Genomic DNA, 26,717 nt, shown 5'->3' on the forward strand with positions numbered 1-26,717 from the left:
TGCAGAAACCTATGAAGATGAATAGCTGATCGGTTATAATGGTTGTAATTGTGTCCTATTTTCCAGACCGAATACATACTCCTTTCCGGATGAAATGGGTGATTTTATTGAATACGAAGCAGCTAAAATGGCTCAGTTATGCTTCCGTTTTGATTATGTTTCTTGCTACGCTTGGAGGCACTGTCGTTACGAAGACGGAGTCCGGACTTGGCTGCGGAACAGACTTTCCGCTCTGCAACGGGAAGTTCGTTCCCGCGCACACTGTCGCTTCCATCATTGAGTACTCCCATCGGGCGGTCAGCGGAGCTGCCGGGCTGCTGGCGCTTGGGGCTTACATTGCCTTCCGCGTCTACCGGAAGATGCGCCGCGACCTGGTCGGTTACGCAGGGCTTGCTCTGATCTTCGTTATGGTTCAAGCATTTATGGGCGCTATGGCTGTCAAAAGCCCGTCTTCCTCAGCGGTGATGGCCCTGCATTTCGGCTTCTCCTTAATTGCCTTCGCCAGCTCGGTGATGCTTGCCCTAGGCATCCGTCAGGAAGAAAGGCAACAGCAGGAGGCTCCGTCAAAGGGAGCTTACACGGTGACCAAAGGCTTCCGCAATTTGACCTGGTTTGCAACCGTATACACTTATATCGTTGTATATATCGGGGCTTATGTCAGCCACACTGATTCTGCCGGAGGCTGCAGCGGATGGCCGCTCTGTAATGGCGAGTTCATACCCGAGCTCTCCGGCGGAGTTGGGATTGCCTTTTTCCATCGAGTAGCTGCGGCGCTGCTTTTTATACTGATGGCCCTGTTAGGGCATTGGGCCTTTTGGCGCCATCCCGGGAACCGGGAGATCCGACTCCTGGGTGTGGCGGCGACAGCGTTGACCGCAATTCAGGTGCTGACCGGCGCCTTCATCGTGCTTACGTTGGATAACCTGGAGGTGTATCTGTTTGCCTCACTTTCCCACATGCTTGCGATTGCAGGACTGTTCGGCGTGCTCTGTTATTTGAGTGTAAGAACCTGGCAGTTGAGCCGGTCGGGAAGCGGTAAGAAGCTGGAGGACACTTCCATTTCTTCCGTAGAGTCCGAAGCTGCCAATTCCCGTCGGGAAGCTTAACTACAGAATCAGAATGAGGAAAGGCCTTTTCGGGCAGTGATAAAGGTACCTTTCCTGAATGAATGGATCGAGTCAATTTTGATGATACCGGAGGAACCTATATGCTGCGAACTTTACTGGGCGAGCCGCCCAGAAAGAATGAAGGCTTGCTTGGAGAGACGATCGATGCAATGGCAGGCACCGCCAGGCTTCTGCGGAAAGAGATGGAGATTTCCAAAGATCCGACTCACGATTTTCGTAAGCTGGAAATCTGGGTGCTCGGTCTGATTACCTCGCTGGATGAGCTGGAGCAGTGCCTGTTTGCATCGGCCTTTTTCAGGGGAAAAGTCACGAATGCTTCCGTGGATGATATGGATCCCGCAGAGCGCGGTGATTATGCCCGACATGTATTTTTCTACAAGGATGGCTTTATCCGGGTCTTTGCGACCTTGGACAAGCTTGGGACCGTATTAAATGAATTGTTTGACCTGGAGACCTCCAAGGTGAAGGAGCACTTTTCTTATTTTACCGTGCTGCGTCAATTTAATTATAAGAAGACTCATTTGGATTTGGCCAGAGAGCTGGAGAAGATTAAGGACCAGTACAAGGATGCGCTTCGGGTATTGCGGGGGCGGCGGAATATGGAAATTCATTATATGAATTCTGAACTGAAGGATGATTTGTGGCAGCGGAATCAAGCGCTTCAAGGCAAGATCAAGCTGGAGGATCTGGACGAATATTTGCGGGATTTGGAGCAGGGACTTCACATGGTGACAGAAACCTTAAGGGCGGTGTTTACATACACAAATCAGCGCTGGAAGAAGCTTTCCCGAAAATAAAAATTTTTCCTTTGACATACGATGGAAAAGACCCTATACTCAAAATTAAGTTTCAAGTCTAATTCATAGTAAATTGATCAGTTAACTTCATATTTCTTATCGAGAGTGGCGGAGGGAAAGGCCCGATGAAGCCCAGCAACCGATTTGAGTCTGAATAGACGGGTTCTCCCGCTGTACAGCCGCAAATGCCATGGTGCTAAATCCTTCAAAACCTTAATGCAGGTTTTGGCAGATGAGAAGGCATTGTCTTTACGTAAAGAGAGCCCTCTGAATCTGTGGAGCTCTCTTTTTTATTTTTATCCTGTAGGATTGGGACATGCTATGAGATAGCGGGATCCCTGGAGGTGCGCGGTTTGATTGAACTTAAGCAAATAACGAAGATTTACGGTAATAAAAAGAAGCGGACAACCGCACTATCCGGATTGAACCTGAAGGTAGAGAAGGGTGAAATATTCGGAGTTATCGGACATTCGGGGGCAGGGAAGAGTACCTTGATCCGCTGCATCAATCTGCTGGAGCGGCCGAGCGAAGGCGAGGTCTGGGTTGGAGGCATCGAGCTTACCGGCCTGGGTAAAAGGGAACTGCAGCAGCAGCGCCGGAAAATCGGGATGATCTTCCAGCACTTTAATCTGTTATCCTCGGCAACGGTATATGATAATGTGGCTTTTCCGCTCACCCTGATCGGAACACCGAAGAATCAGATCCGCAAGAAGGTGGATGAGCTTCTCTCGCTTGTCGGCCTGGAGGATCACCGCAGCAAATATCCGGCCCAGTTATCGGGCGGTCAGAAGCAACGGGTGGGCATTGCCCGTGCGTTGGCTAGCGATCCTGATGTGCTGCTCTGTGATGAAGCGACTTCGGCGCTCGATCCGCAGACGACGGATTCCATCTTGAAGCTGCTGCTCGACATTAACAAACGTTTTGGGCTGACCATCCTGCTGATCACCCATGAGATGCATGTTATTCAGAGCATCTGTGATCGGGTTGCAGTGATTCATGAAGGCGGCATTGTAGAGGAAGGACCGGTTACGGAAGTGTTCCTTAAGCCGCAGCACACGGTCACCCGCGAGTTCATCAACCGCGATGCTTCCGGAGCGGAAGGGGAAGAAGGGCTTCGCTTAGCCGCTTCCGTTCCCCGGCCGACCTGGGCCAAGCTGGTGCGGATTACATTCCTTGGCGCGAAAACCTATGAATCGGTACTGTCACAAGTGGTCAGAGAGACCGGCGTTCATTTTGCAATCCTTCAAGGTACGATCTCCACGATCAAGGATGTCCCCTACGGCAAACTGACCGTTTCCTTCGAAGGGGACAGCGGGCAAGTGGAACAGACTCTTGCGCTTCTTAAGGAACGGGAGCTTGATGTGGAGGTGATCGGATAATGGATCAGCTGGATTTTTCAAAGATTGATTGGTCGGAAATGGCGACTGCCTCCGGAGATACCCTTCAAATGATGGGCTTTTCCACCTTGTTCACTTTCCTGATCGGGCTGCCGTTGGGGATTTTGCTCTATATTTTTTCAAAGTCTAATGCACCTGTACTCATCTGGATCTACCGGGTTCTGTCCTTCATTGTAAATATTGTGCGATCCGTACCGTTTATCATTCTGATCATAGCCTTGATCCCGTTTACCCGGATGATTATGGGCGTATCCTCCGGGGTGGAAGGCACGATACCGCCGCTCGTAATCGGTGCAGCTCCGTTCTTTGCCCGTCTGGTTGAGACAGCGCTGCGGGAGGTGGATCGCGGAGTCATCGAGGCATCCTATGCGATGGGGGCGTCAACGGCCCAGGTCGTCCGCAAGGTGCTGCTGCCGGAGTCTCTGCCAGGGTTAATCGCAGGCATGACGATTACGGCGGTCACACTCGTATCCTATACGGCCATGTCGGGCATGATTGGCGGCGGCGGTCTTGGCGATCTAGCGATTCGGTATGGTTATTACCGGTACGAGACGGAAGTTATGATTATCTCCGTATTTTTTATGGTCGTTCTGGTGCAGGTGCTGCAAATGCTGGGCGACCGGCTGGTCATTCATTTCACTCGGAAATAAGGAATCAAAACATATATAGAGTGAGTTCAAAAGATGACTTTTTGAACAACCTCATTAAAATCCTTATTCAAAAAACACTGGGAGGGTTACCTATTATGAAGAAATGGACATTTTCAATCTTGACGCTTGCACTGGTGCTTGTTCTGGCTGCTTGCGGTAACAACAGCACCAACAATTCGGCGGCTGGCAACAACACATCGGCTGGCGAAAATACGTCGACCAATACAACTGAACCGGCAACTGATACTGCAGAGCCTGTAAAGCTGGTTGTTGGAGCAACAGTACCTCATGCAGACATTCTTAAATTTATTGCCCCTGCTCTGAAAGAAGAAGGCGTGGAGCTGGAAGTCCGTGAATTCTCAGATTATGTACAGCCTAACGTTCAAGTATATGAGCAGCAGCTTGATGCGAACTACTTCCAGCATCAGCCTTACCTGGATGATCAAAACGCCCAAAACGGCTTTGATCTGGTTCCTGTAGTCGGCGTGCACGTTGAGCCGTTTGGTGCTTATTCCAAGACGCTGACATCGATTGATGAGCTGAAGGATGGCGCAAGAGTAGCGATTCCGAATGATGCTACCAATGGCGGCCGCGCTCTGTTGTTGCTTGAGAAGCAAGGCTTGATCAAGCTCGACGAAGCAGCAGGTATCACAGCAACCAAGAAGGATATTACTGAAAATCCGAAGAACCTCACGTTCATTGAAGTGGAGGCAGCTATTCTTCCGCGTCAGCTTGAAGAAGTGGAACTGGCCTTGATCAACACGAACTATGCGCTTGAAGCCGGATTGAATCCGACGACAGATGCGCTGTTCATTGAAGATAAGGATTCACCGTACACCAACCTGCTGGTATCCCGTCCGGACAACAAGGACTCCGAGGCGATCCAGAAGCTGGCCAAAGCGCTCACAAGCGAAGAGGTCAGAACCTTCATTAACGATACTTACAAAGGTGCGCTGGTTCCGGTATTCTAAGCCGGTCCCATATGCTGCAATCCCGTTGTCCGAAATTGGGCAGCGGGATTTTTTTTGATGCTTGGTTTGTCCCGATGCCGTAAATCTTTTATACTTAATACAGTGCTTGGCGATCTCAAAGCAAGGGAGGAAGGACATGCAGGGGAAGGTTGCACTCATCACCGGAAGTGCCAAGGGACTGGGAAAAAGAACCGCATTGACGCTGGCGGAGCAAGGCTGCCATGTTGCGCTGAATTATGTACATAGTGAATCTGATGCATTGCTCCTCCGCTCCTCCATCGAAGCGAAAGGTGTAAAATGCATCACCGTGCAAGCCGATATCTCCAAACGTGAGGATATAGCGGGCTTGGCGGACGAAGTTCAGAGGCAGCTGGGAACGGTAGATATTCTTGTCAACAATGCAGGGCCGTTCATTCGGGAGCGGAAGATGTTCGCGGATTATACGGATGCGGATATTTTGGCAATGATTGACGGGAACCTGGTAGGCACCATACTGCTTGATCATCTGATTCTGCCGGGCATGCGCAGCAAAGGCTGGGGAAGAATTATTCACTTTGGCTTTGGTCATGCGGCTGAATCGCGAGCTTGGCCGTACCGTGCGGTCTATGCCGCAGCGAAGACGGGCCTGGTCTCGTTCACCAAGACATTGGCAGTAGAGGAAGCCTCCAATGGCATTACAGTTAACATGGTCTGTCCGGGCGATATCCGGGGAAGGAACAAGGAGATTCTGATCTCGGAAGCCCGTGAAATTTCAGATGGCGATACACCGCTTGGACGAACTGGAAGCGGCGAGGATATAGCGAGAGTCATTGCCTTCCTGTGCGACGTGGATTCGGACTTTATAACAGGCAATATTATGGACATCTCCGGCGGGTTGGATCCGATTCGCCCGTGGAGCAAGCGGACCAAGGACATGTGATCTTTCTTTGATCCCGGATAAGCATTGAAGATAGAGGAAGAGGCTGACCGAATGGCCAGCCTCTTCTCGTATATTAAAATACTTGTACGACCTCTTGAACGCCGTCCACTTCTTCAAAGAGAGCACGTTCAATCCCTGCCTTCAGGGTAATGGTGGAACTTGGGCAGCTGCCGCAAGCACCCATCAGTCTCAGCTTAACAATGCCGTCCTCAACGTCAACCAATTCAACGTCACCGCCGTCACGTTGCAGGAACGGACGAAGCTTATCCAGTACCTCAAGTACCTCATCATACAATTTATCCTGTACATGTTCACTCATCATTCTCAACTCCTTTCTCAATTCATTATAGTACAAAACACTTTAAATTTAAATCCTTATCCCCGGCAGGCAGGATTTACTCGTAAACCTCGACTTCATTATAGAAGGTGTCCCGTTCAACCGGAATCCGGCCTGCGCCCTTAACCAGCCAGATCAACTCCTTGCGCGTCAAGCCGTCAGGGGTTAAAGCTCCTGCCGCATGGCTGATCTGCTCACGCACGATCGTGCCGTGGACGTCGGAAGCACCGAATGTCAGGGCCACTTGAGTCAGTTGAACACCAATGTTGATAAAATAGGCTTTGATATGCTGGATATTATCAAGCATCAATCGGCTGATCGCAATCGTCTTGAGATCCTCGTAAGCCGAGTTGCGCCGCATAATGCCGGCATTTTTGTTGCGAGGCTGCATCGATAGCGGGATGAACACCATAAATCCGCCGGTCTCATCCTGCAGCTCGCGGATTTGCAGCATATGACGAATCCGGTCCTCATGCGATTCGATGGAGCCGTACAGCATGGTGGTATGGGTCTTCATGCCAAGCTGATGAGCGGTACGGTGCACATCCAGATATTGGTCGACGTTGGCCTTTTCGACCTTCATTTTTTGGCGATACTGGTCGGATAGGATTTCCGCACCGCCCCCGGTCAGGGATTTTAGCCCGGCTTTTTGCAGCTCCAATAGTACTTCCTTTGTGCTAAGCCCGCTCAAGCGGGTGAAGAATTCAATCTCTGCCGCTGTGTAAGCCTTCAAAGTGACCTCCGGGAAGTTCTCATTCAGAGCCTTCAAGGAATCCACATAGTATTGGAAGGGAACATGCTGATTATGCCCGCCGACAATATGGAATTCGCGCACGCCCGGTGTGATGTGCTGTTTCACATACGAGACCATCTCTTCGCCGGACAAGGTATAGGAGCCGTCCTCGCCCTGGTCCTTGCGGAAGCTGCAGAAGGCGCAATGCGATTCACAGACATTGGTGAAATACAGGCTCATATTTTCAATAAAATAGACCTTCTTGCCATTCTTGCGCAAATTGACCTCATTGGCCAACTGACCGATAGTTAACAAATCATCGCTTTCATACAAATAAACGCCGTCTTCTAATGTTAAGCGCTCTCCACGTCTTACCTTTTCTATAATCTCGGCCATTTTATGGTCGATACCCGGTGTTACCGTAGTAATCATGATAAAACCTCCATTTCTCATAACCTATTTCATTATAAACCTCTGTGGAAAAAGGGACAACAAGTGTAAAGGAGATATATGGAATTTGCTGCAATAAAAATCACACCCGCTTGAGAGCGGACGACATGTGGAGTATACTTTGAGTATAAAGGAGGGGTAACGATGATTGTTATTTCTGACAGCGCTGCGGGGCGAATCAAGGATATGATCGCCGAGGAGGAGACGCCTGATATGTTCCTGAGGCTGGGAGTCAATCCGGGAGGATGCAGCGGCTTTTCATATAGCATGGGCCTGGATAACGAGGAAAGCGAGGAAGACGTCTATCTTGACGTGCAGGGTATCAAGGTTGTGATTGCCAAGGAGAGCATGCGGTATTTGAATGGTCTTGAAATCGACTTTGAAGAGCATGGCATGTCCGGCGGCTTCACCATCAATAATCCGAATGCCATCGCTTCCTGCGGTTGCGGCCAGTCATTTAAAATGCGGAATGAGGAAGGCCGTCCGGAAGTTTGTGATTAAAAGCATTATCCTGTAGCGTACGTTAACAACTTTTAAGGCACATTTATGAGCTATTGATTACGACTTCTAATGCGTAAATAAATACGTTTTAGAGGTCGTTTTCTATGTCAATATCCATTGATACGTGCTAATATACGTGTTATGATGAAGGGGAAGGATGGTGGGGACATGAGGGGTTATTCTTCGAGGGAATTAGTAAAACTAATCGAAGCTGCCGGATGGTACTTTGTAAGAGCATCAGGCGATCATTATCAGTTTAAACATCCCACCAAGCCTGGTAAGGTGACAATCCCTCACCCAAACAAAGATTTACCGCAAAAAACAATTTTAAGTATACTCAAACAGGCAGGGCTAAAATAGTTCCTCCAAAGGAGGTCATAAATATGAAAGACCGATATGTATATCCCGCAGTTTTTGATTATGCAGACGATGGTATTTCTATAGAATTTCCAGACTTACCTGGTGCAATTACTTGCGGCGACACTGATGAAGAAGCTTTGTATATGGCGAAGGATTGCCTTGCGCTACACCTTTATGGAATGGAACAAGATGGCGATGTAATTCCGCAACCCACTCCTGTTTCGGAATTACCGCAAATGCCAAAGAAAGTACCTGTCTTAATTGACGTATGGATGCCGCCAGTTCGCGACAATATGGCCGAGCGCGCCGTAAAAAAGACGTTAACCATACCAAAATGGCTTGACGACATCGCGGCTGAGAACAAGGTTAATTATTCGCACATTCTGCAGGATGCGTTGAAAGAGTATCTTGGCGTAAACATGCGCAAAAAAACGCGTTGACTGCAGTTCCAAATGAAAAGCGGAATTAATAATAGTATGGTCTTCCTTCTTGAAAACGAATGCTTAAAAGCAGCCTTTACCCGAGCAATCTAAAGATTACTCGGGTAAAGCTTTTTTCTTGAGGTTCGATTTCAAGTAAATAACCACTTGTTTCAATTGATAAATGAAACAAGTGGTTAGACGAGATGTTGCAGCTATTCTTCTTCCTTCACAGTCACAGTAACCTCAACCTCGCTGGAATCTCCTTCCGATGGTTCCTCCCCGCTCTCATACAAATGAGAACGCAGCTCGAACCATTTGAACAAATGACCGGCAATGACCTTTAACACGGCATAACCAGGCACAGCGAGGATGATCCCTACAATCCCGAACAGATTACCGGCGGTCAGGATGACAAAAATGATGGTAATCGGGTGGATCCGGAGGGTTTTACCCATGATTTGCGGAGAAATGAACTTGCCCTCCACGAGCTGCACGACCGTCCAAACGATGATCAGCTTCAGCAGCATGAATGGCGAAGTTACAATCGCGATGATCAGGGCAGGCGTAATGGCAATCGCCGGTCCGAGATAAGGCACAATGCTCGTAAAGGAGGCAATGATGGCCAGTACGAGCGAGTAATCAAGCCCGATAATCAGAAAGCCGATGTAGAGCAGTACGCCGATACAGAAGCTGACAATGATCTGTCCGCGAATATACGAGCTGATCTGGCCGTTCATTTCCGTCATGACATGCTTGGTCTGTCCTCTAAGGCGTACAGGTACGAAGCGGAGGATGAACGAAGGGAGCTTCTTGCCGTCCTTCAGCAGGTAGAACAGGATGAACGGCACGGTGATCACGGCCAGTACAATATCCTTCAAGGCGCCAAGGAATCCGCCAATACCGGACCAGGCACCGTCTATTAATGTAGTGGCCTGACTGGAGATCGATTCGGCAATCTTGGTCGGGCTAAAGCCTGTCGATTCCTGCATCTGATGAAAGAAGTCGCTTCCGATCAGGGCTTCAAACTCCAATTGCACCTGATAGCTGTAACGCGGAAAATTGGAGATCAGATCCGTAATCTGATCCCGAACGACGGGAACGATCGAGATAACGACGATCGTAATCAATCCCGCAATCAGAAGATACAAGGCCGCGATTGTATAGACTCGTCCGATCCCCTTCTGTTCGAGCCAATCCACCAGAGGATTCAGCAGATAAAAGATAGCGCCAGTGAGCAAGATCGGCAGCATCACGGTCTTGAGCAGCACGGCGATCGGTGTGAATATGTATGAGATTTTGCCCAGTACCATAATGTTCAGGCCGATGAGCAGTAGAATCAGCAGGAAGAGAACGAATCGGTTGTTTAGAAAAAACTTCTTGAATCGCCCGCCCCAGGTAGATGTACTCTCCATAAAAATTGCCCCCTGTATCCAATGATCAATCTATTTAGGTTAAAAATTGTCGGTTTATCATCAGAATCACCATTACGGCTGCCACCAGCGAAAAAATAATACTGCCGACTCCGAGTCCCTTACGATTGCTCCTGGTGAACTTGATCCCCGTGATGAACAGCAGCACCGTAATGGCTGCAAGCATCAATGACATGGCGACCATTCCGAACCAGTACAATACTTCGATAATTGCCCCTTCCTTTTCCAAGGCCATCCCCCTCTCTCCAAGGTTTGTTAGGACAATAATATATGTTTATACGTCCAGTATGCAACTTCGGTTACAGTCAAAAAAGGCGTGAGCCGTGGACAATCATCCAAGAAACCGCATGGGAGAATGAGTATGAATAACTTATAACGGAAAGGGGATGGTGTCATGGCAGGAAGACAACTGGCTGACAAATGGCTCAAAACGGAAGCGCTCCTCAGCAACGCTGACGTGGCCCCCCACATACCACATACCCAAATTTACAGTGCCGATACACTGAAAAGCATGGTGCATCAGCATGGCATGGTCGTGATCAAGCCACTCCGGGGCGGGGGAGGCTATGGCGTAATCCGAGTCGTCTGGAAAAATGGGCGCTATGCTTTCACGTACATGTCCAAGACAAGGGTGTTTGGCAGCTTTGAAGCCATGTTCACAGCGCTCGAAAAGGCGCGGACGAAGAGGAAGTATATGATCCAGCAAGGCATAGTCCTGGCTCGGATCGGGGGTCGTCCCATTGATTACAGGGTCAAGGTCGTAAAGGAAAACGGCAAATGGGGATATAGATCCATGGTAGGAAGACTCGCCAGACCCGGCTTGTTCGTCACGAACCTGTGCAAGGGAGGGACGATGATGACAGCGCGGGAGGGCCTTGCTTTGTCTTTCCGCAATAAAAAAGTGAGCACGAAAAAAAGAAGGGAGATGCGGAACTTGACCAATACATGCATCTCCATTATGGAGAACGCTTTTCCGGGAATTGAGCAGTTGGGTTTTGACTATGGTGTGGATACGGGGGGCAAGATTTGGATTTTTGAAGTGAATACGCGTCCCCAGTAAGTATCCCGGCGTTTGAACCTTTTTTTGACAGGTTATATAGAAAATATGAATCTTTGAAAAAAATTTTTTGTGGATTTTCCTGTGGTCAAATCCTGTGAATAACTTTTATCCACATTATCCCAGCTTATTTTACAATAACTGCAGAGGTTTACTCACAGCTTATTCACAGGATTTCCACAGACTTATGTGGATAACAGAACGCTTGTTCTGGAAAGGGATTCTTGATATGATTAGGAAAAATATAGAAAGGAAGTGTTAGTGATGGCGATGTTAACAGATGAGATGCTGCTCGAGTCCTACCAAATGGCAACCCTGCTTGATTTGGAACGGGAATTCATAGCACTGCTGTTGGCAGAGATCCATAGACGTAATCTGATTAGCGATCCTACCGTGTTGCACTAAGGATACAGATCGTTATTTGATGGACAAGCTAATGATTAAGGCGCTTTCCAAGCGTTTACATGATAGATATAACCTTCATGGCAGTGCGGACAGACCACGACATGTTCGCAGCCCGGGCTGATTTGGAGCGAATAGACTGCGGTGTATTGATCTGCAGATCCATATGGACTGTAGGGGCCGATATAATCGCTTTTTATTCCCGCATCCTCCAGCACATGTCCGCAATCCGGACATGTGGCCGTGAATGAGGCAAGTCCGTTGCATAACGGGCAGATATAAGACAAGAGGTATCTCTCCTTTACAGCATGTTTTCCTGCGTAAAGTTAAGATACCCCTTTTTGTGTCTACTCATGTAATCAGATCTTCATATTACTGCTATGTCCAGGTGACAGCTTGGCTTCGGGATCAATATATACCTTTGCGTTATTCACAGCTGTAGGAGCTTCACCGAAGCCGACAGCAATCAGGTCAAGCTTGCCGGGATAGGTAGTAATATCCCCAGCTGCGAAGATGCCCGGAATGGAGCTCTCCATGCGCGAATCGACAACGATGGCATTGGACTCAATGTTCAGTCCCCATTCGGCAATCGGGCCCAACGAGGATACGAATCCAAAGGTCACGATAACATCATCCACCTCAAGCTCCTGGGTTTCTCCGGTCTTGCAGTGAGCCAGCGTAACGCGCTCAATCCGGTCCTCCCCGTGAAGTACGGCAATCTCGGTTGGTGTGATGACCTGAACGCTGGATGCAAGCAGCTTCTCCACGCTATGCTCATGGGCGCGGAATTTATCGCGGCGATGCACCAAGGTGACCTGTTCAGCAATCGGCTCAAGCATTAACGCCCAATCGACTGCGGAATCGCCGCCGCCGCTGATCAGCACACGGCGTCCTTGAAACTTGCTTAAATCGCTGACAAAATAATGAAGATTGCTCTTTTCGTATTGTGCGGCCCCTTCGACTTCAAGACGACGCGGTTCGAAGGCTCCGACTCCGGCCGTAATGATCAGGGCACGGGCATGATGGACATCCTTGTCCGTCGTGACCACGAAGTGACGCTCTTCTTTCTTCTCAATCTGAAGCACCTTTTCTTCAAGACGTATATCCGGGTTGAACAGCTTGATCTGCTCGTTCAAGTTGTTGATCAGTTCTTGGCCGGTGATCTTGGGGAAACCGGCAATATCGTAAATATATTTCTCAGGATAGAGAGCTGCGACTTGCCCTCCCAGCTGAGGCATACTTTCGATCAGTTTGACAGATGCTTTACGCATTCCGCCATAGAATGCAGCGAACATGCCCGCCGGCCCGCCGCCGATAATAAGCAGGTCGGAAAACTCGCCGCTTGCTTGGGAACTCATGCAAACACCTCCAGAAATTTTCAAGAAAGCTTATAATGTCATTTCTACTTTATTATATCTGTCACAACCTTGATTGCAAGTATGAGCTCATTTGCACATTTGTTCTTAGCATACCCGTGAAAAAACGCGGGAATACGCGTAAAATAAGACTTGATCTTTTGTAGAAAAGTCGATATCATTCAAATGTATGCACATTTATATGTGACGAAATGAGTACATTTATTAAAACTTTGGCACCTGGTTTTGAAAAAGGTTGCTCGAAGCCTTACAATGACTGTGATCAATGTCGCAAGACTTCCCATATTTTTTAGAAAACTACTATTATATGTGGCTATTTTCACATTGAATCATGACAGCAGGACACACTATCAAATATAGAGATACACCTGGAAGGAGAACAACCAAATGAGCACCATACCGAAAATCGTCATCCTCGGAGCGGGTTATGGCGGGATTTTAACGGCCCAGCGACTGCAGAAAGAGTTGAACTACAATGAGGCGGATGTAACTCTGGTTAACCGCCATGATTACCACTACTTCACGACCCATTTGCATATGCCGGCAGCGGGGACCGATTCGATTGATCATTCGCGTGTTTCAATCTCCAGGCTGATTGATGAATTTAAAATCGATCTCGTGAAATCCAATGTTCAGGAGATCCGGCTTTCCGATAAAAAGGTTGTTCTCCAGGACGGGACGTTATCTTACGACTATCTGATTATCGCGCTCGGCGGTGAACCGGAATCCTTCGGGATTCCAGGATTGTCTGACTATGCGATGACGATCCGCAGTATTAACTCTGTGCGCATGATTCGGCAGCATATCGAATATCAATTTGCGATGTTCAAGGCTGATGAGAGCCGTACAGACCGGCTTAACTTTGTTGTCGGAGGAGCGGGCTTCAGCGGCGTAGAATTTGTAGCCGAGCTTGCTGACCGGATTCCTAAGCTGTGCAAGGAATATGACGTGGATCCGAATATGGTGAATGTTTACAATATCGAAGCGGCTCCAACCGTATTGCCGGGCTTTGATCCTGACCTGGTGGAATATGCGATGGAGGTACTGCGCAAGAAGGGTGTCCAGTTCAAGATCGGCACAGCGATCAAGGAATGTACGCCAAGCGGTGTCGTGCTTGCTACTGGAGAAGAGATCAAATCCGCGACAGTGGTATGGACCGGGGGGATCCGCGGCAACCGTCTTGTTGAGGCGGCAGGCTTTGAGACCGCGCGCGGCCGCGTGAAGGTGGATGAGTATCTGCGTGCCCCGGGGCATGAACGGGTATTCATCATCGGTGATAATTCCCTGATGTTTAATCCGGAAGGCCGGCCATACCCGCCAACGGCCCAGATCGCCATGCAGCAAGGTGTGGTCTGCGCCCAGAACGTGGTAGCTGCCATTCGCGGCAAGGAACTGAAGAAATTCATCTTCAGCCATAAAGGAACTGTGGCTTCGCTTGGGAAGGGAGAAGCCATCGCTTCGGCCTTCGGCAAGAAATATACAGGCTGGGTAGCCGCCCAATTGAAGAAGGTCGTCGACCTGCGTTATTTGTTAACCATTGGCGGGATTCCTCTTGTACTCCGGAAAGGGAGATTTTTCTAAATGCGTCACTGCAGCGTTCAGGTAAGAGGTCTGCTGACGCGTGAGGAATTGGACAGATACAACGCATTGATGGAAGTAGGCTCTTATCTGGAAGGACAGAAGCAATACGACCTGTCCTATATCGTGCAGAAGGAAGTGGATCTGCTGATTATGCCGGCCATAGAACGGCTGAAGGAGAAGAGCAGGGACCGCGACCGGGCAACGGAGGAGTTTCTGGAATCGCTAAGAAAGCTTCAGGAAGAAGAAGAGGAATGAGTTCTTGACAAGCGTAATCGGGTGGCTTTCTAAGAAAGACCCCAAAATAAAAAGTTGGACGAAACCGCAAGGCTTTCGTCCAACTTTTTTTTCGTTCGTCTTACCAGCTTAGAGCTTAAGCATTTGCTCCAGCAAGGGTTCGTTCAGCAGATTGCCGACATAGAACGAGCCGAACTCGCCGAAGCGGGCGCTTACTTCATCAAACCGCATTTCATAGACCAGCTTCTTGAACTGGAGCGCATCATCAGCGAACAAGGTGACGCCCCATTCCCAATCATCCAGTCCGACAGACCCGGTAATGATCTGTTTCACCTTACCGGCGTAGCTCCGGCCGATCATGCCGTGGCTGCGCATCATTCCCCGACGCTCCTCAATGGACAGCATATACCAGTTGTCATTCAGATCGCGTTTCTTGTTCATCGGGTAGAAGCAAATATGGTTCGACTTCGGAAGAATCGGCTCAAGTCGGGCACGGATTTCCGGATTGTCCTTGGGATCTCCATCGCCGGAAGCCAGATAATTGCTAAGCTCCACGATGCTTACGTAGGAATAAGCCTTCGTTGTATACTGGGCAAATGTCGTCTTGTTGAAGGCATTCTCCAGCGCATTCAATTCTTCAAGCGTCTCCCGCAGGTGCATGAACAGGATATCTGCCTTTTGCCCTACGATGGAGTACACGGCGGTACTGCCCTTTTTGCTGAGCTCGATATCGGTCCATTCTTGCAAAAACTGGTGCAAATCCTCCAAAGCTCCGGCGCGTTCTTCATCGTCCGCTGCCTTCCAGGCTGACCAATCTATAGACCGAAAATCATGAAGAGCATACCAGCCTTCCAAAGTTAAAGCTGCTTCATTCATTAACTAATCACTCCTTGGATACAAACGCTTCCTTTATTGTATCTCAATGTTCATCAAAGGAGCAAACGGAATTGGGAGTTAAACTTGGAAAGTTCATTGATTTGCAATATTTTTTCTAGTAAACTATCTTCTAGCTCATGTTCATGTGATAATAATTATAGTAAAGAATACAGAGGGTGAGGGTAGCGTATGGGATGGCTCATCGTTTTGGTGCTGATGGTATTGTTCTTTGTCATGATGTTCGGCATCGGTTTTATTCTCAATATGCTTATGAAGACAACCTGGTTTCCCGCATACATATTCGTTATTGTGATCCTGCCGATCGTGGTATACACGCTGTGGGATCATGAAAAAGGGTTCGGGGCCTATCTGGCATCTTTTCGGATCGTGGATTATTTGACAGCGCTTGCGGGACTGGCCGGTGCGATTCTGAGCGGCTGGACAATTCAGAAGCTGCGTCAGGGCGGCTACAAAATGTTCTAGGAAGCTGCCCGCAAATTATAGAAGAGAGGCGTGGATCAATTCTTCTGATCCCGCTTCCATTTTTGGTATTCAAGAAATTCCTTGAACTCCTGCTTGCTGACTCCGGAGGACATGGCTTCATGAAGCAGCGAAGACCATTCGGGGTCGAGCAACTGATCTGGCTGGTCTCCATACAGGAGCACCCCGACGGAGACGTTCAGAGCATGAGATATTTTCTCGATAAATGAAATAGAAGGATTGATCTGGATGTTTCGCTCAACATTGCTCAAATAGGATTTGGCGACATCCGCTTTAGCCGCCAATTCGGATAAGGATAATCCGAGCTCCTGGCGGATTTTTTGTATGCGCTCTCCAATCAGTTCAGCCATGTCATCTTCGTCCTTTGTTTGCGTCTTTGGAGTTATTATATCAAAAGAAAGATGGCGGACAAAGCTGAAATAGAAGTGAACACCTCATTTCGTTGCAGAAAATGAGGTGTTCACTATTTATATTGCGCTTAAATTAGCGCAATGGATTATTTTTCGGAGCCATTTCCTTGTACAGCATTGAACGTCCATTTCAAGCTCAGGGCATCCCCTTGGAATTGATTCTGGTCTTCACCGTTGTCCACGAATTCGAATCTGACGATCAGATTATCGGAGTCGCCTGCTTTAAGTCCGGCACGCTCGTCAACGAATGGGAGGTAGAAGCTGTTCTCAACGGCATCCGGAGTCTTTTGCTGAAGATCATAAAGTGTTGTTTGGTAAATCACTTCATCAGTCTTGTCTACGTTCGTCAAGAACTTGACGAGAATGTGCTTGCCGAAGTCATCCGTATTTGCAGGAGCGCCTGATTGGTTGACCACGTCGTAAGTTGTAACCAGCTTCACTTTGCTGATATCCAGTGTGCCTTTGTTCAGTAGCTTGAAGGTTCTGGTAGCTCCGTCGCCGGGTTTCAGGTTCGAGACATCAATGATCGCGGTTGGACTTGCATCCAGATCCAGCGTTCCTGCAGCAAACGTGCCAGTAGTTTGCACGGAATCGCTAAAGTAAGCAAAAGTTCCTCCTCCGATCAGTGACAAACCGAGTGCTGCAGCGGCTACGCCGAATCCTAATGTCTTTTTGATTCCCATTCCTAAAATCCTCCCTAAAATAGAATATATATTTATTGAATCCTTATGGGTTGCATAAGGAATACAACCTTGGTGCCTACTCGGAAAGAGTCTCCTTCGGCTGCTTGCCGGCTTCCTCCAGGGATGAAATAGCTCTCCAAAGCGTGAATATGGCGTATAACACTAATAGAATTCCAGGCACAATCAACAGGGTCACGTTCCCCATCTTGCTGCCTGCGAAGCTAGCTGCATAACCGGCGTACGGGAGGGTAAATCCGGTATACTTCCCGATCACATTCGCGGAGAGAACTGGATTCAGATCCGGGGCATCGTTGTTATCGCCTTTAGTCCCATACATGACTTGACCCGTAAGCTCATTCTTTACGACCTCTATGACCCGGTGAGTAATCAGCCGGTCTTCACTCTCCCGAAAGGTAATGACATCCCCCTCCTGGAACGAGGTTGTATCGCTAAAGGGCTTGATAGCAATAATGGATCCGGTCTTAATGCCAGGCTCCATCGAACCGGATAGTACACTCTTCACCTGGTAGCCATAAAATCCGGGTTCTCCTCCCGATATCTTCGATGTGATGAAGGAACCGAACACCGCAATAAATAGCACGACCATCATGAAAGTAAATGTATGGCTGATTACGCGTCTAAGCTTCATCGCTTTTCACCTCTATATCCCCTGAGTTCTGTCCCCAATACGAAATCGAATGCTTAAGTCCGGACATCGCTTCTTCTATGGAAGCCTGCAGCTCTATATATTGTTGGAAGGCCGTTCGGTTTAAGGGCTCTCCAAGGGCTTCCGGCTTCATAAAGGCAATGGGACTCATTTGGCCGGACGGGTCAGCTTCCGCCAGAAGGCCGGATTGTGATACTCTCCGTAAATAGAAAACCGCTGCGTCGATCTGCTGCTGCATGGATAAAGATAAAAGCTCTTGTCTGCTTACCCGGGAGAGTTCATCCAGCAGCCCGATATTGGCAATCTCGACGCAATTGGAATGAAGCTCCTCCAAAATCAAGAGCAGTTCCTGCAGCTGCCGGCCTCCTTCCGTGACCTCGCTGGTGATGAGGTTCATGGCTAATTGATTGGCATCGAATTGCAGTTGAAGCGCTTGAAGCTGGCTCGTAAGCTCCGAGATCTGCAACTCCCAACTGTCCGTGTAATCTTCTCCGCCGCCTGTGTAGACATCGTCGGTTACAGACGGAGAAGAGTCACCGGATCCTTCACCATATACGCTGTCCGTCACTGAAGGAGGTGTCGGCTCCGATTCATAAGCGGCGGATGAATTTCCGTAGACCTGCCATGTGACGGTGACCGGAGCAATCCTTACTTTATGTACAGCCGCTAGTTCAAGATGATCGGTTACACTTGAGAGCAACTCTTCAATTTTGCCAGGGAAGACGCGGCAGGTCTGGAAATTCCCCTCCGTAGCCTGAGTGCTGTTGAATTCTCCGTAGGTGGTGCCTATTTGTTTGGTGGAGTAGGCAAGAAGAGAAGAGATCAGCAGACTGGATTGAAGGATAGCGCTCATCGTCTTTTGACGCTTCAGCTTTCTTTTTTTCTGGATTCTGACACTTCTGCTTCTTCGCAAAAGAGGCCCTTCTTTCTACAAAGTCTATTGTTCTTCGTATCGTTCTTAATAAAGAACGACTTGCGAGTTCAATATAACGAATTTAGGAAGGATTGAAAACCCTGGATTTGAGCTGTATAAGACAGAAATACATATTAAATAGCCAGATATCTTTCATTTTCCTGAGTATACTGAATATTTCTCCTGATTGTTTGTTATAACATGTGTTTGTCTTGAAATAGACAACTGCATCCTAAATGCGACATGATCGACGAAAAAAACAGAGTCTTTTTAATCAGACAACGTTCATGCTGTGACATACTTTTTGATTGGCAGTCTTTATAATGTGGTTATTGCCAAGAGGGTCTTACATAAAGCGGATGGAAAGGAACCAGTAAAAGGTAAACCTGCCGAAAGGCAGGGGCGCAAAGTCTCAGATCCGGGAAGCTTTTCAGGATGGCTGGACTGCCTGGTGGACATGAATAATCATCTTTTAGGAGGAGGTTATGTTGGAGAAGTCTGCCCGGATGAGTATGGATAGAAATGTGCTGGAGGAAAGTGAACTAGAATGGATCCATCTGCTCTTGATGGCAAGGGATGCCGGGCTCTCCGTAGAGGAGGTGCGACAGTTTTTAAGGCATGCGAGCGCGGGAGAGGCGGCTATACGCAATCTTGCTTGATAACTCTAACTCAATGAATATAACGGGGCTGCCGCGGAATGGTTTGGCTCCGTTCTTTTTTTTGCATATAAAAATAGAAGCATAAGGTTTTAATATGGCGGGCAAGGAGAGAAATTGGCGCTTTTTGCAGAGTTTTAGCAATTCGGAAGAAATGGTTTTATGATAGAATAGAGAAGGTCTTGAAGGAACGATGAGGAGAGGGAGAGATTAAGCCGTGCGCATCAACAACATGCTGCATTTTACCGAAAACCACAGATATTGCGTATACCGCGACTTCTCTCTTAGTCCTGTGGATGATAAAATGCTGAGCCTCATCTATCAGCCCATGGTTGGCGCTGTAGCTGTGGCTCTTTACCGGTTGCTGGCGGAACAGGTTCCGATTGATCAAATCGGCTATTCGGCCATTGAGCAGCAGAGAAACTTGTTCTTGACCCTTGGCTTGGAGCCCGGAGAACGGGGGAGAAGTGTGCTGGTGCAGCAAGCTTCCAAGCTGGAGGCGGTCGGACTGATGCAGACCAGTCGTCTGTATATTCCGGACAGTGATGATTATTTGTACGAATATGAGCTGCAAGCTCCTTTATCGCCAGGGGAATTTTTCCGGACCCAGCATTTGACGCTTCTGTTGAGGGACAGGATTGGGAAGTTTGCTGTGCTGTCCTTGCAGGAACGCTTTTTCTGTGTCGAGCCGGGGGACATGTACGGACTTACCTATAATAAGGAAAATATTTCACTGCCTTTTTATGAGATTTTTGAACTGAATGCTCATTCGATCGATCATGAACTGGAGCAGGCTATCGCAGAGACGGCGATTGCCAGACAGCCTGCCTTGAAGGCCGGCCTGGATGAGGAAGGCAAGATTAACTACGCCGATATTATTATCCGCTATCCCCGGGATTCGATAAATCGGACCTTTGTCGAGAAGCTTCGCTTTGATCCGGAAGGAATGGGGATTCTCAACTATGTGGCCCGCAAATATGAGCTGAACGTGCAGGATGTGTGCCGGCTACTGGATGAGGATGACGTCTTCGATCCTGCAGGCGGGCTGATCCTGGACGAGCTTCAGCACAAGGCTAATCTTCATTTCCGCCAAGGTAAGCGCCGGAAGGAAGGCAGGGAGATTGCCTACGCGAAGGCTGCGGCTGTCCATGCGGAGAGTGAAGCCGGTCAGACACCGGCGGGTCATCCGGAAGAGATTGCGGTGCAGATGGAATTTTATGTCGAGGTGCCATTGCAGTTCCAATCCAAATGCGATGCACATCAATACAACATGATGCTGAGGAACGAGCCTTACACGCGGCTGCTAAAGACGTTCTTTCCGGGCTCGGTGCCGGATAATCTGCTCGATATATTTGAGAAAATCGATCTGAACTACAAGCTGCCGGATGAAGTCATTAACGTTCTGATCCACTATTTGATGACCCTGCTTACCTCCGGGAAGGAGCAGCGGATTAACCGCAACTTTATTGATGCTATCGCCTCAAATATGCTGATGAAGCAAGTCGACAGCTATGAGAAGGCTGTGCAATATATTCGGGATCAGGCAAGTCTGAAGGACAAGCTCTCGACGCAGCAGGACAAGTCTCGGGACAACCGTTCGAGAAGCTATGCTTCCAGGAACGCCAAAGCAAAGCCTGAGATTCCAATCGTGGAACAAACCGGCCAGTCTCCGCAAAGCGTATCGGAGGAAGAGTATGCGGAGCTGTTAAAAATGGCCGAGCAGATGAAGGCCCATAAGAAGAGGTAACGGGAACGGATGCCGTTCTCCGTTAGAGAGGTGGTGATCATAGATGGAGTCGCTGGGAGAGTTGATAACTCAATTACAGAATCCGCAGCTTCGACGCAGATCGGAGGAACTGACGACTAGACTGATGAATGACCCGCTGGTTCGCGAATTGCGTGAGCGCCATCCGGAATTAGAGGAAGCGCAGCTGATCCGGGACATGGCGAAGCTGTATCACTATATTAACGATAGTCGTCACTGTGCGAACTGTCCGGGACTGGAGCAGTGTCCCAATGATTTTCAAGGGCATTATACCAAGATTACCGTGGAAGACCACGGTCTTGGGCCGCAGGTGGTCGACCGCCAGATTCCTTGCCAGAAGCAATTGCAATTTGAGCATGAATCCAGCGTGAAGAAACGGATTCACAGCTTTTACATTGATGAGCGTGCTTTGCAGCAAGGATATGACGAGGTTGAAATTTTGTCCAAGGACGGGGCTAGAGTACCGGCCGTGAGCCAGGTGTTCAGATATATTAATGAGACAAAGGCCTCCGGGCTTCAACCGAGAGGGTTGTATCTGGAGGGGCATTTTGGTACAGGGAAGACCTTCCTGATGTGCTATCTGCTGCATGAGTTGGCCAAAGAGGGCTACTCCGGTGTGATCGTCTATATGCCTGAGTTTGTGGAGGATCTCAAGTCGATGCTTCAGGATAGCCAGAAGCTTAAGGATACGACCGAAATGATGAAGCAGGCGGACTTGCTTATCTTTGATGATATCGGAGCGGAGAATCTGAGCCCTTGGGTTCGGGATCATGTGATGGGCTCGATTCTGAACTACCGGATGAACCGCAAGCCTACCTTTTATACCTCAAATTATTCCCTGGATGCATTGGAGAAGCATCTGAGCTTCACCAGCAAAGATGGGGAGGAAGCTCATAAAGGGCAGCGGCTGATGGATCGGATTGCCCCGTTTGTGGAAGTGGTCTCGGTCAATGGCACGAACAAGCGCGGACAGAGATAGTGAAGTAGGCTCTCACAGCCTTCCCGGTGCTAAAAAAGCCGACTTTTTGTACTCGCATTTATAGGTGAACAGGGAACAGGCTGCCCCTTTGCGAACCGATAAGTCCGTTCCTAAAGGGGCAGCCTGTTCAGTGTAGAGACAGTCACTGGGTTATCCGGCAATGAACTTGATGATGACCATGCCGAAGAAGATGACGGCCATGAAGGTAAACATGCCGAAGAAGCCGTTCATCAAGTCAAAAAAGTCATTGCGCGGTTCTTCGTTGATATGCTCTCTGGGATCATTAACATGAGGATTGGCATCCATTGCGGCAGACCTCCTAGATGATCAAATTCGCTTTTGTCAATATAATAAATCATTGACAAACCGAATTTGGGTTAATAATAGTATAACCACCCATGAAGAACTTTGTAAAGAAGGCTTTCCGATTGGAGTTTTTCATTTGTGGAATAAATGTGGTATAATGGTCAACACGCGTTGATAAGGAGGGTAATTACCGATGGCAATTGTTAATGTATCTGACCAAACTTTTAATAATGAAGTAGAAAGCCAAGGCACAGTCCTGGTTGACTTTTGGGCTCCATGGTGCGGCCCTTGCAAAATGATTGCTCCAATTCTTGAGGATTTGTCCGGTGATCTGGGGGACTCCGTAAAGATTGCTAAGTTGAATGTGGACGAGAATCCGGAATCTGCCTCTCGCTTCGGTGTGATGAGCATCCCGACGCTGATCCTGTTCAAGGACGGACAGCCGGTCGACAAGATCGTCGGTTTGAACTCCAAGGATTCGCTCAAGAATCTGATCGCTAAGCATCAATAAGATTGAGTCTCGATCGGGCTTGGTCTACCGCCTCCGGCTTGTCCCGGGGGCGTTTTTGCGTAAGTCGGGGAATCGTTTGCCTTGAAAGGAGGTTGTCTGCTTGAACCCACATCTGGAGGAGGAGCGGGAAAAGGAGAAGGCGATGGAGGGAATCCGCCATAAGCTCGCATTGCTTCCTGATCTTCCAGGTTGTTACCTGATGAAGAACCGGGATGGAACCATTATTTATGTCGGAAAAGCCAAGATCCTGAAGAACCGGGTAAGATCTTATTTTACCGGCAGCCATGACGGAAAAACACAGCGGCTGGTATCGGATATTCGGGATTTTGAATATATTGTTACCGGCAGCAATATGGAAGCCCTTATTCTTGAATGCAATTTAATCAAGACCCATCATCCTAAATACAATGTCTTGCTTAAGGACGACAAGACATTTCCTTATATTAAAATTACGAATGAACGCCATCCGCGGCTGGAGGTTACACGCCGGGTGCTGAAGGACAAGGCCAAATATTTCGGGCCTTATCCCAATGCCTACGCGGCCCAGCAGACCAAAAAGCTGCTTGACCGCATGTATCCGCTGCGCAAGTGCAATGTGATGCCGAAGGAGGTCTGCCTGTATTATCATATCGGCCAATGCCTGGCGCCTTGCGAGAAGGAGGTCGGAAATGAGGTCTACGATCAGATGATTCAGGAGATCAGCTCATTTCTTAGCGGCGGGCATGAGGAGATCAAGAAGGAGCTCCAGCGGAAGATGCATGAGGCCGCGGAGGAACTGAACTTTGAGCGGGCCAAGGAGCTTCGGGACCAGATTATGAATATTGATGCCCTGATGGAGAAGCAGAAGATTACTACCGCAGACGCCAAGGATCGGGACGTATTCGGCTATGCGGTGGACAAGGGCTGGATGTGCGTGCAAATTCTCTATATGCGCCAGGGGAAAATGATCGAGCGTCATGCCTCTGTATTTCCGTTCTTCGGCGAGCCATATAGCGACTTCCTGTCGTTCGTCACACAATATTACAGTGATAATCCGGCCTTGCCGAAGGAGATTCTGCTTCCCGGCACAGCTGATGAATCCAATGTGACGGATGGGACAGCCGAGTCTCAGGAGTCTGCGGAGAGCCTGCAGACCGAGACTAATGCTGTGAATGAAGAAGCGCCGGAGACGCTGGGTGCCGTAAGCGGAGCAAATGCGCTGACCGAGTGGCTCGGTGTCAAGACCCTGCTCCCGCAGCGGGGGTTGAAGCGCCAAATGGTGAAGATGGCCGAGGACAATGCGCGGGTAGCCCTGGAAGAGAAATTCCGCCTGATTGAGCGGGATGAGGTGCGGACCAGCGGCGCTGCCCAGAATCTTGGCGCGGCCATCGGCCTGGAGCGTCTTTCACGGATTGAGGCATTCGATAATTCCAATATTCAGGGAGCCAATCCGGTATCGGCGATGGTTGTCTTTATCGACGGCAAGCCCGCGAAGAAGGAGTATCGGAAATACAAGGTTCGAACGGTACAAGGTCCGGATGATTATGAGACGATGCGCGAGGTGATCCGGCGCCGGTATGAACGGGTGCTGAAGGAAAATCTGCCTCGTCCGGATATGATTGTCGTCGATGGAGGCAAGGGACAGATTTCGGCAGCGATAGATGTGCTGGAGAATGAACTGGGCTTGTTCATCCCGGTAGGCGGACTTGTCAAGGATGCCAAGCACCGGACGGCCCAGCTGATGGTGGGAGATCCTCCCCAGCCGGTTTCCCTTCCAAGAGACAGCCAGGAGTTTTATCTGCTGCAGCGGATTCAGGATGAGGTTCACCGTTATGCGATCTCGTTCCACCGAGAATTGCGAGGGAAATCCATGGTAGTCTCCAAGCTGGATTCCATTCCGGGAATCGGTGAGAAGCGGCGGAAGCTGCTCTTGAAGCATTTCGGCTCCCTCAAAAAAATAAAAGAGGCCTCAGTCGAAGACTTCCGGCCCCTTTCCATTGGTGACAAGCTAGCGAATGAAATTATAAATGCCCTCCGAGATGAGGAGTCGTAAACAGCGGCTCCTCTTCTTTTTTCTTCAAGACCGGCGGCCTTTCCTTGCCGGAAGGATTGAACAAGTAGATCAGGTAAGCGACAAGTAATGGCAGCACGATAAAGAACAGGCCTGATACAATATTAAGGGTTCCGCCCATGAATATAATGCTGATCGACATGAGCAGGCTGTCGAAGATCACGTGCGCGAATACAGCCGTAATGAAGCCATGTCTCAGGAAGATATAACTGAAGATCAAGCCGATAAACAGCAATTCAATGGGACGTGAAATGACAGGGTAGATCGGATAGAGCGTATGGCCAAAAGCCCAGATCAGTGTAGTAATGATGCTCGCTGCGATCGTGCTCTTGAACATCTTCTTCAGCATGGGAATCCCGAATAGCCGATACACGGCTTCCTCCCCGATTCCGGCTACCCATGCCAGTGCCGGCAGCAGTGCCGGATACAGCATATTGTAAGTCGATTGGGAAGCATCCGTCGTTGACCAGGTGTGAATCGTCTTCTCAAGAAGGAAGAAGAGGGCGGATTGGACGCCCATAATGATCAACGCCCAAGCGTATCCCTCCGAAACGGAGCGAAGAACATGGCGCCCATATCCGGTTTCCCGGGAACGGGACCATAGAATCGTTCCTTGCTGACGCCAGAGGCCATCTCCTCCTACCAGGGAGAAGTAGACCGAAGCAGCTAGCACGAGGGTGATTACGCCCTGGAATACGAGCGCGAAAGCCAAGAGCTCACCGGTCATGCCTTCTTTTTCAAAGTAAGGAAGCATATTCAGCGCAGAGCCCATGGAAAGCACAAAATAAACGGAAGCCAATACGATGCCTCTCTTGAAGGAGGTATGCGCTTTTGTTAATGCGCTGTAGACGATGGCAAGAATACCGAGTACAAAGGTCAGAAGCGCATATCCGAGATAGGTCATCCAGTTAGCCAGGGTCTGTTGCTTCTTTACATAATTTGTAAAGCTGTCCGGAAGGGCGAATCCCTTGTGGATGCCGGTAACGATGTGTTGATCCAGGAAAACCTCAATTTCAGGATAGGCCTCTCCAATTTGCTGCTGTGGATCAGAGAGCAGGAACCCTCCGGGAATCTCCTGTACTACCCATTGCTGGTCAGCGGAGTAGCCTACAGCCTCCAGCATCGGAGTAACCTGAGCCTTTACCCCCTCCCAGTCGGCTACATCCTCTTCTGCTGGCATCATACTGAACAGAGAGGATAGCAACTCAAAGCCAACAACCTTCCCTGATGTCATATGCACATCCACTGCCAGGGTTTCGTAAGCTTCGGCGACCAGATCAAATCGAACCTGGAATTTGTCATAAGGGAACTGTGCCTCATATTCATTTAAGTAAGGCTCTAATAATGAATCACGGGTAAGGTAGCCGTAAAGATTGGAATCCGTATCATAGACAACCAGACCTGTATCTGATTGGACCTGTAATCCCAATGCCGAGCCAGCAAATTCCGCCGCTGCTTCCGCCGCCTCCTGCTTGGTTATGATCTTGGCCGCCAGCTCGACTTGCTTGGCCTCTTCAGGCGAAGTAGGAAGAATCTGCAGAACCACGAATAATACCAGCCCGACCGCAGCCATGATCCAGAGTGTTTTAAGCCCAAGCCTTCGCGGTTGGACCTTACGGACTTCAGAATTCATGTGATAACTCCTTTTTCAGTATT

The 26,717-nt window shown here is 49.0% G+C and carries 32 protein-coding genes and 2 riboswitches; of the genes, 19 read left to right on the forward strand and 13 right to left on the reverse strand.

Features of this window, described 5'->3' with window-relative positions; genetic code table 11:
• Positions 1–107: 107 nt before the first annotated feature.
• The 6 genes from KI362_RS16025 to KI362_RS16050 all read left to right on the forward strand — a co-directional run bounded on the left by KI362_RS16025 (position 108) and on the right by KI362_RS16050 (position 5,861).
• A complete protein-coding gene (locus tag KI362_RS16025; RefSeq protein WP_301628838.1) occupies positions 108–1,106 on the forward strand; it encodes a COX15/CtaA family protein in 999 nt (332 codons plus the stop codon).
• Positions 1,107–1,207: 101 nt separating this feature from the next.
• A complete protein-coding gene (locus tag KI362_RS16030) occupies positions 1,208–1,924 on the forward strand; it encodes a Cthe_2314 family HEPN domain-containing protein (protein ID WP_044481908.1) in 717 nt (238 codons plus the stop codon).
• Positions 1,925–2,017: 93 nt separating this feature from the next.
• Positions 2,018–2,163: riboswitch (SAM riboswitch) on the forward strand.
• Positions 2,164–2,277: 114 nt separating this feature from the next.
• The gene (locus tag KI362_RS16035; protein WP_044481907.1) at positions 2,278–3,303 is read left to right on the forward strand and encodes a methionine ABC transporter ATP-binding protein; all 1,026 of its coding nucleotides are present in this window, start codon (positions 2,278–2,280) and stop codon (positions 3,301–3,303) included.
• On the forward strand, positions 3,303–3,971 hold the full coding sequence (locus KI362_RS16040; protein ID WP_301628576.1) for a methionine ABC transporter permease: 669 nt from the start codon (positions 3,303–3,305) through the stop codon (positions 3,969–3,971). Before KI362_RS16035 ends, KI362_RS16040 begins: the two co-directional genes overlap by 1 nt.
• 95 nt (positions 3,972–4,066) lie before the next feature.
• Positions 4,067–4,942 carry a MetQ/NlpA family ABC transporter substrate-binding protein gene (locus KI362_RS16045; RefSeq protein WP_301628578.1) on the forward strand — a complete coding sequence of 292 codons (876 nt, stop codon included), beginning with the start codon at positions 4,067–4,069 and terminating at the stop codon, positions 4,940–4,942.
• A 136-nt stretch (positions 4,943–5,078) separates the two neighbouring features.
• The gene (locus tag KI362_RS16050; RefSeq protein WP_301628580.1) at positions 5,079–5,861 is read left to right on the forward strand and encodes an SDR family oxidoreductase; all 783 of its coding nucleotides are present in this window, start codon (positions 5,079–5,081) and stop codon (positions 5,859–5,861) included.
• A 73-nt stretch (positions 5,862–5,934) separates the two neighbouring features.
• Here KI362_RS16050 and KI362_RS16055 read toward each other — a convergent pair whose 3' ends face one another.
• Both KI362_RS16055 and mqnE read right to left on the reverse strand, forming a co-directional pair.
• A complete protein-coding gene (locus KI362_RS16055; protein WP_044481903.1) occupies positions 5,935–6,180 on the reverse strand; it encodes a NifU family protein in 246 nt (81 codons plus the stop codon).
• A gap of 76 nt (positions 6,181–6,256) precedes the next feature.
• Positions 6,257–7,363, reverse strand: a complete 1,107-nt coding sequence (mqnE, locus tag KI362_RS16060) for an aminofutalosine synthase MqnE (protein ID WP_044481902.1) — start codon at positions 7,361–7,363, stop codon at positions 6,257–6,259.
• 162 nt (positions 7,364–7,525) lie between these two features.
• On the opposite strand from mqnE, the gene KI362_RS16065 reads away from it, so the two are divergent.
• The 3 genes from KI362_RS16065 to KI362_RS16075 all read left to right on the forward strand — a co-directional run bounded on the left by KI362_RS16065 (position 7,526) and on the right by KI362_RS16075 (position 8,682).
• On the forward strand, positions 7,526–7,882 hold the full coding sequence (locus KI362_RS16065) for a HesB/IscA family protein (RefSeq protein ID WP_301628582.1): 357 nt from the start codon (positions 7,526–7,528) through the stop codon (positions 7,880–7,882).
• Positions 7,883–8,050: 168 nt separating this feature from the next.
• On the forward strand, positions 8,051–8,242 hold the full coding sequence (locus tag KI362_RS16070) for a type II toxin-antitoxin system HicA family toxin (protein WP_301628584.1): 192 nt from the start codon (positions 8,051–8,053) through the stop codon (positions 8,240–8,242).
• Positions 8,243–8,265: 23 nt separating this feature from the next.
• Positions 8,266–8,682 (forward strand): type II toxin-antitoxin system HicB family antitoxin, encoded by a 417-nt coding sequence (locus KI362_RS16075; RefSeq protein WP_301628586.1) that lies wholly within the window; start codon positions 8,266–8,268, stop codon positions 8,680–8,682.
• Positions 8,683–8,876: 194 nt separating this feature from the next.
• Here KI362_RS16075 and KI362_RS16080 read toward each other — a convergent pair whose 3' ends face one another.
• Complete coding sequence (locus KI362_RS16080; RefSeq protein WP_301628588.1) at positions 8,877–10,076, reverse strand: AI-2E family transporter; 1,200 nt, start codon at positions 10,074–10,076, stop codon at positions 8,877–8,879.
• A 34-nt stretch (positions 10,077–10,110) separates the two neighbouring features.
• Positions 10,111–10,329, reverse strand: coding sequence for a hypothetical protein (locus KI362_RS16085; protein ID WP_044481898.1), 219 nt, complete (start codon positions 10,327–10,329; stop codon positions 10,111–10,113).
• Between the two features lie 159 nt (positions 10,330–10,488).
• Here KI362_RS16085 and KI362_RS16090 point away from each other — a divergent pair, with 159 nt between their 5' ends.
• Both KI362_RS16090 and sda read left to right on the forward strand, forming a co-directional pair.
• A complete protein-coding gene (locus KI362_RS16090) occupies positions 10,489–11,154 on the forward strand; it encodes a YheC/YheD family protein (RefSeq protein ID WP_301628590.1) in 666 nt (221 codons plus the stop codon).
• Between the two features lie 261 nt (positions 11,155–11,415).
• Positions 11,416–11,556, forward strand: coding sequence for a sporulation histidine kinase inhibitor Sda (gene sda / locus KI362_RS16095; protein WP_301628592.1), 141 nt, complete (start codon positions 11,416–11,418; stop codon positions 11,554–11,556).
• Positions 11,557–11,591: 35 nt separating this feature from the next.
• Here the strand turns inward: sda and KI362_RS16100 are convergent, their stop codons facing one another.
• Together KI362_RS16100 and KI362_RS16105 are read right to left on the reverse strand one after the other, a co-directional pair.
• Positions 11,592–11,840 (reverse strand): hypothetical protein, encoded by a 249-nt coding sequence (locus KI362_RS16100; protein ID WP_301628594.1) that lies wholly within the window; start codon positions 11,838–11,840, stop codon positions 11,592–11,594.
• Between the two features lie 72 nt (positions 11,841–11,912).
• Positions 11,913–12,911 carry an NAD(P)/FAD-dependent oxidoreductase gene (locus KI362_RS16105; protein WP_301628596.1) on the reverse strand — a complete coding sequence of 333 codons (999 nt, stop codon included), beginning with the start codon at positions 12,909–12,911 and terminating at the stop codon, positions 11,913–11,915.
• 405 nt (positions 12,912–13,316) lie between these two features.
• Here KI362_RS16105 and KI362_RS16110 point away from each other — a divergent pair, with 405 nt between their 5' ends.
• Together KI362_RS16110 and KI362_RS16115 are read left to right on the forward strand one after the other, a co-directional pair.
• Entirely contained in the window at positions 13,317–14,510 is a 1,194-nt protein-coding gene (locus tag KI362_RS16110; RefSeq protein WP_044481894.1) for an NAD(P)/FAD-dependent oxidoreductase, read from the forward strand.
• Positions 14,511–14,765: a hypothetical protein gene (locus KI362_RS16115; RefSeq protein WP_301628598.1), complete on the forward strand. Its 255-nt coding sequence runs from the start codon at positions 14,511–14,513 to the stop codon at positions 14,763–14,765.
• Positions 14,766–14,873: 108 nt separating this feature from the next.
• On the opposite strand, the gene hemQ is transcribed toward KI362_RS16115, so the two are convergent.
• Complete coding sequence (gene hemQ, locus KI362_RS16120; RefSeq protein WP_044481892.1) at positions 14,874–15,620, reverse strand: hydrogen peroxide-dependent heme synthase; 747 nt, start codon at positions 15,618–15,620, stop codon at positions 14,874–14,876.
• Between the two features lie 189 nt (positions 15,621–15,809).
• On the opposite strand from hemQ, the gene KI362_RS16125 reads away from it, so the two are divergent.
• Positions 15,810–16,103 (forward strand): YuiB family protein, encoded by a 294-nt coding sequence (locus KI362_RS16125; protein ID WP_044481891.1) that lies wholly within the window; start codon positions 15,810–15,812, stop codon positions 16,101–16,103.
• Positions 16,104–16,138: 35 nt separating this feature from the next.
• On the opposite strand, the gene KI362_RS16130 is transcribed toward KI362_RS16125, so the two are convergent.
• The 4 genes from KI362_RS16130 to KI362_RS16145 all read right to left on the reverse strand — a co-directional run bounded on the left by KI362_RS16130 (position 16,139) and on the right by KI362_RS16145 (position 18,734).
• Positions 16,139–16,471 (reverse strand): helix-turn-helix domain-containing protein, encoded by a 333-nt coding sequence (locus tag KI362_RS16130; RefSeq protein ID WP_216481154.1) that lies wholly within the window; start codon positions 16,469–16,471, stop codon positions 16,139–16,141.
• 146 nt (positions 16,472–16,617) lie between these two features.
• Positions 16,618–17,214, reverse strand: a complete 597-nt coding sequence (locus KI362_RS16135) for a TasA family protein (RefSeq protein WP_301628602.1) — start codon at positions 17,212–17,214, stop codon at positions 16,618–16,620.
• Positions 17,215–17,290: 76 nt separating this feature from the next.
• Positions 17,291–17,863 carry a signal peptidase I SipW gene (sipW, locus tag KI362_RS16140; RefSeq protein ID WP_301628604.1) on the reverse strand — a complete coding sequence of 191 codons (573 nt, stop codon included), beginning with the start codon at positions 17,861–17,863 and terminating at the stop codon, positions 17,291–17,293.
• Positions 17,853–18,734 carry a hypothetical protein gene (locus tag KI362_RS16145; protein WP_301628605.1) on the reverse strand — a complete coding sequence of 294 codons (882 nt, stop codon included), beginning with the start codon at positions 18,732–18,734 and terminating at the stop codon, positions 17,853–17,855. The genes sipW and KI362_RS16145 overlap by 11 nt, the downstream gene beginning before the upstream one ends.
• Before the next feature lie 429 nt (positions 18,735–19,163).
• Positions 19,164–19,246: riboswitch (cyclic di-GMP riboswitch) on the forward strand.
• A 36-nt stretch (positions 19,247–19,282) separates the two neighbouring features.
• Between KI362_RS16145 and KI362_RS16150 the strand changes: the two genes are divergently transcribed.
• From KI362_RS16150 to dnaI, 3 genes are all read left to right on the forward strand, one after another.
• Complete coding sequence (locus KI362_RS16150) at positions 19,283–19,453, forward strand: anti-repressor SinI family protein (protein WP_101781215.1); 171 nt, start codon at positions 19,283–19,285, stop codon at positions 19,451–19,453.
• A gap of 214 nt (positions 19,454–19,667) precedes the next feature.
• Positions 19,668–21,197, forward strand: a complete 1,530-nt coding sequence (locus tag KI362_RS16155; RefSeq protein ID WP_301628608.1) for a DnaD domain protein — start codon at positions 19,668–19,670, stop codon at positions 21,195–21,197.
• Positions 21,198–21,240: 43 nt separating this feature from the next.
• Entirely contained in the window at positions 21,241–22,194 is a 954-nt protein-coding gene (gene dnaI, locus KI362_RS16160; RefSeq protein WP_301628610.1) for a primosomal protein DnaI, read from the forward strand.
• A 150-nt stretch (positions 22,195–22,344) separates the two neighbouring features.
• On the opposite strand, the gene KI362_RS16165 is transcribed toward dnaI, so the two are convergent.
• Positions 22,345–22,500, reverse strand: coding sequence for a YqzM family protein (locus KI362_RS16165; RefSeq protein WP_101781207.1), 156 nt, complete (start codon positions 22,498–22,500; stop codon positions 22,345–22,347).
• Positions 22,501–22,693: 193 nt separating this feature from the next.
• Between KI362_RS16165 and trxA the strand changes: the two genes are divergently transcribed.
• Both trxA and uvrC read left to right on the forward strand, forming a co-directional pair.
• The gene (gene trxA / locus KI362_RS16170; RefSeq protein ID WP_044481884.1) at positions 22,694–23,011 is read left to right on the forward strand and encodes a thioredoxin; all 318 of its coding nucleotides are present in this window, start codon (positions 22,694–22,696) and stop codon (positions 23,009–23,011) included.
• Positions 23,012–23,153: 142 nt separating this feature from the next.
• Positions 23,154–25,043, forward strand: a complete 1,890-nt coding sequence (gene uvrC, locus KI362_RS16175) for an excinuclease ABC subunit UvrC (RefSeq protein WP_301628840.1) — start codon at positions 23,154–23,156, stop codon at positions 25,041–25,043.
• Here the strand turns inward: uvrC and KI362_RS16180 are convergent.
• Positions 25,012–26,694 carry a CPBP family intramembrane glutamic endopeptidase gene (locus KI362_RS16180; protein ID WP_301628613.1) on the reverse strand — a complete coding sequence of 561 codons (1,683 nt, stop codon included), beginning with the start codon at positions 26,692–26,694 and terminating at the stop codon, positions 25,012–25,014. The two genes, uvrC and KI362_RS16180, sit on opposite strands and share 32 nt — an antisense overlap.
• Positions 26,695–26,717: the final 23 nt, after the last annotated feature.

The organism is Paenibacillus apis, from assembly GCF_018333295.1.
In the GTDB taxonomy this organism is placed as follows: Bacteria; Bacillota; Bacilli; order Paenibacillales; family Paenibacillaceae; genus Fontibacillus; species Fontibacillus antibioticophila.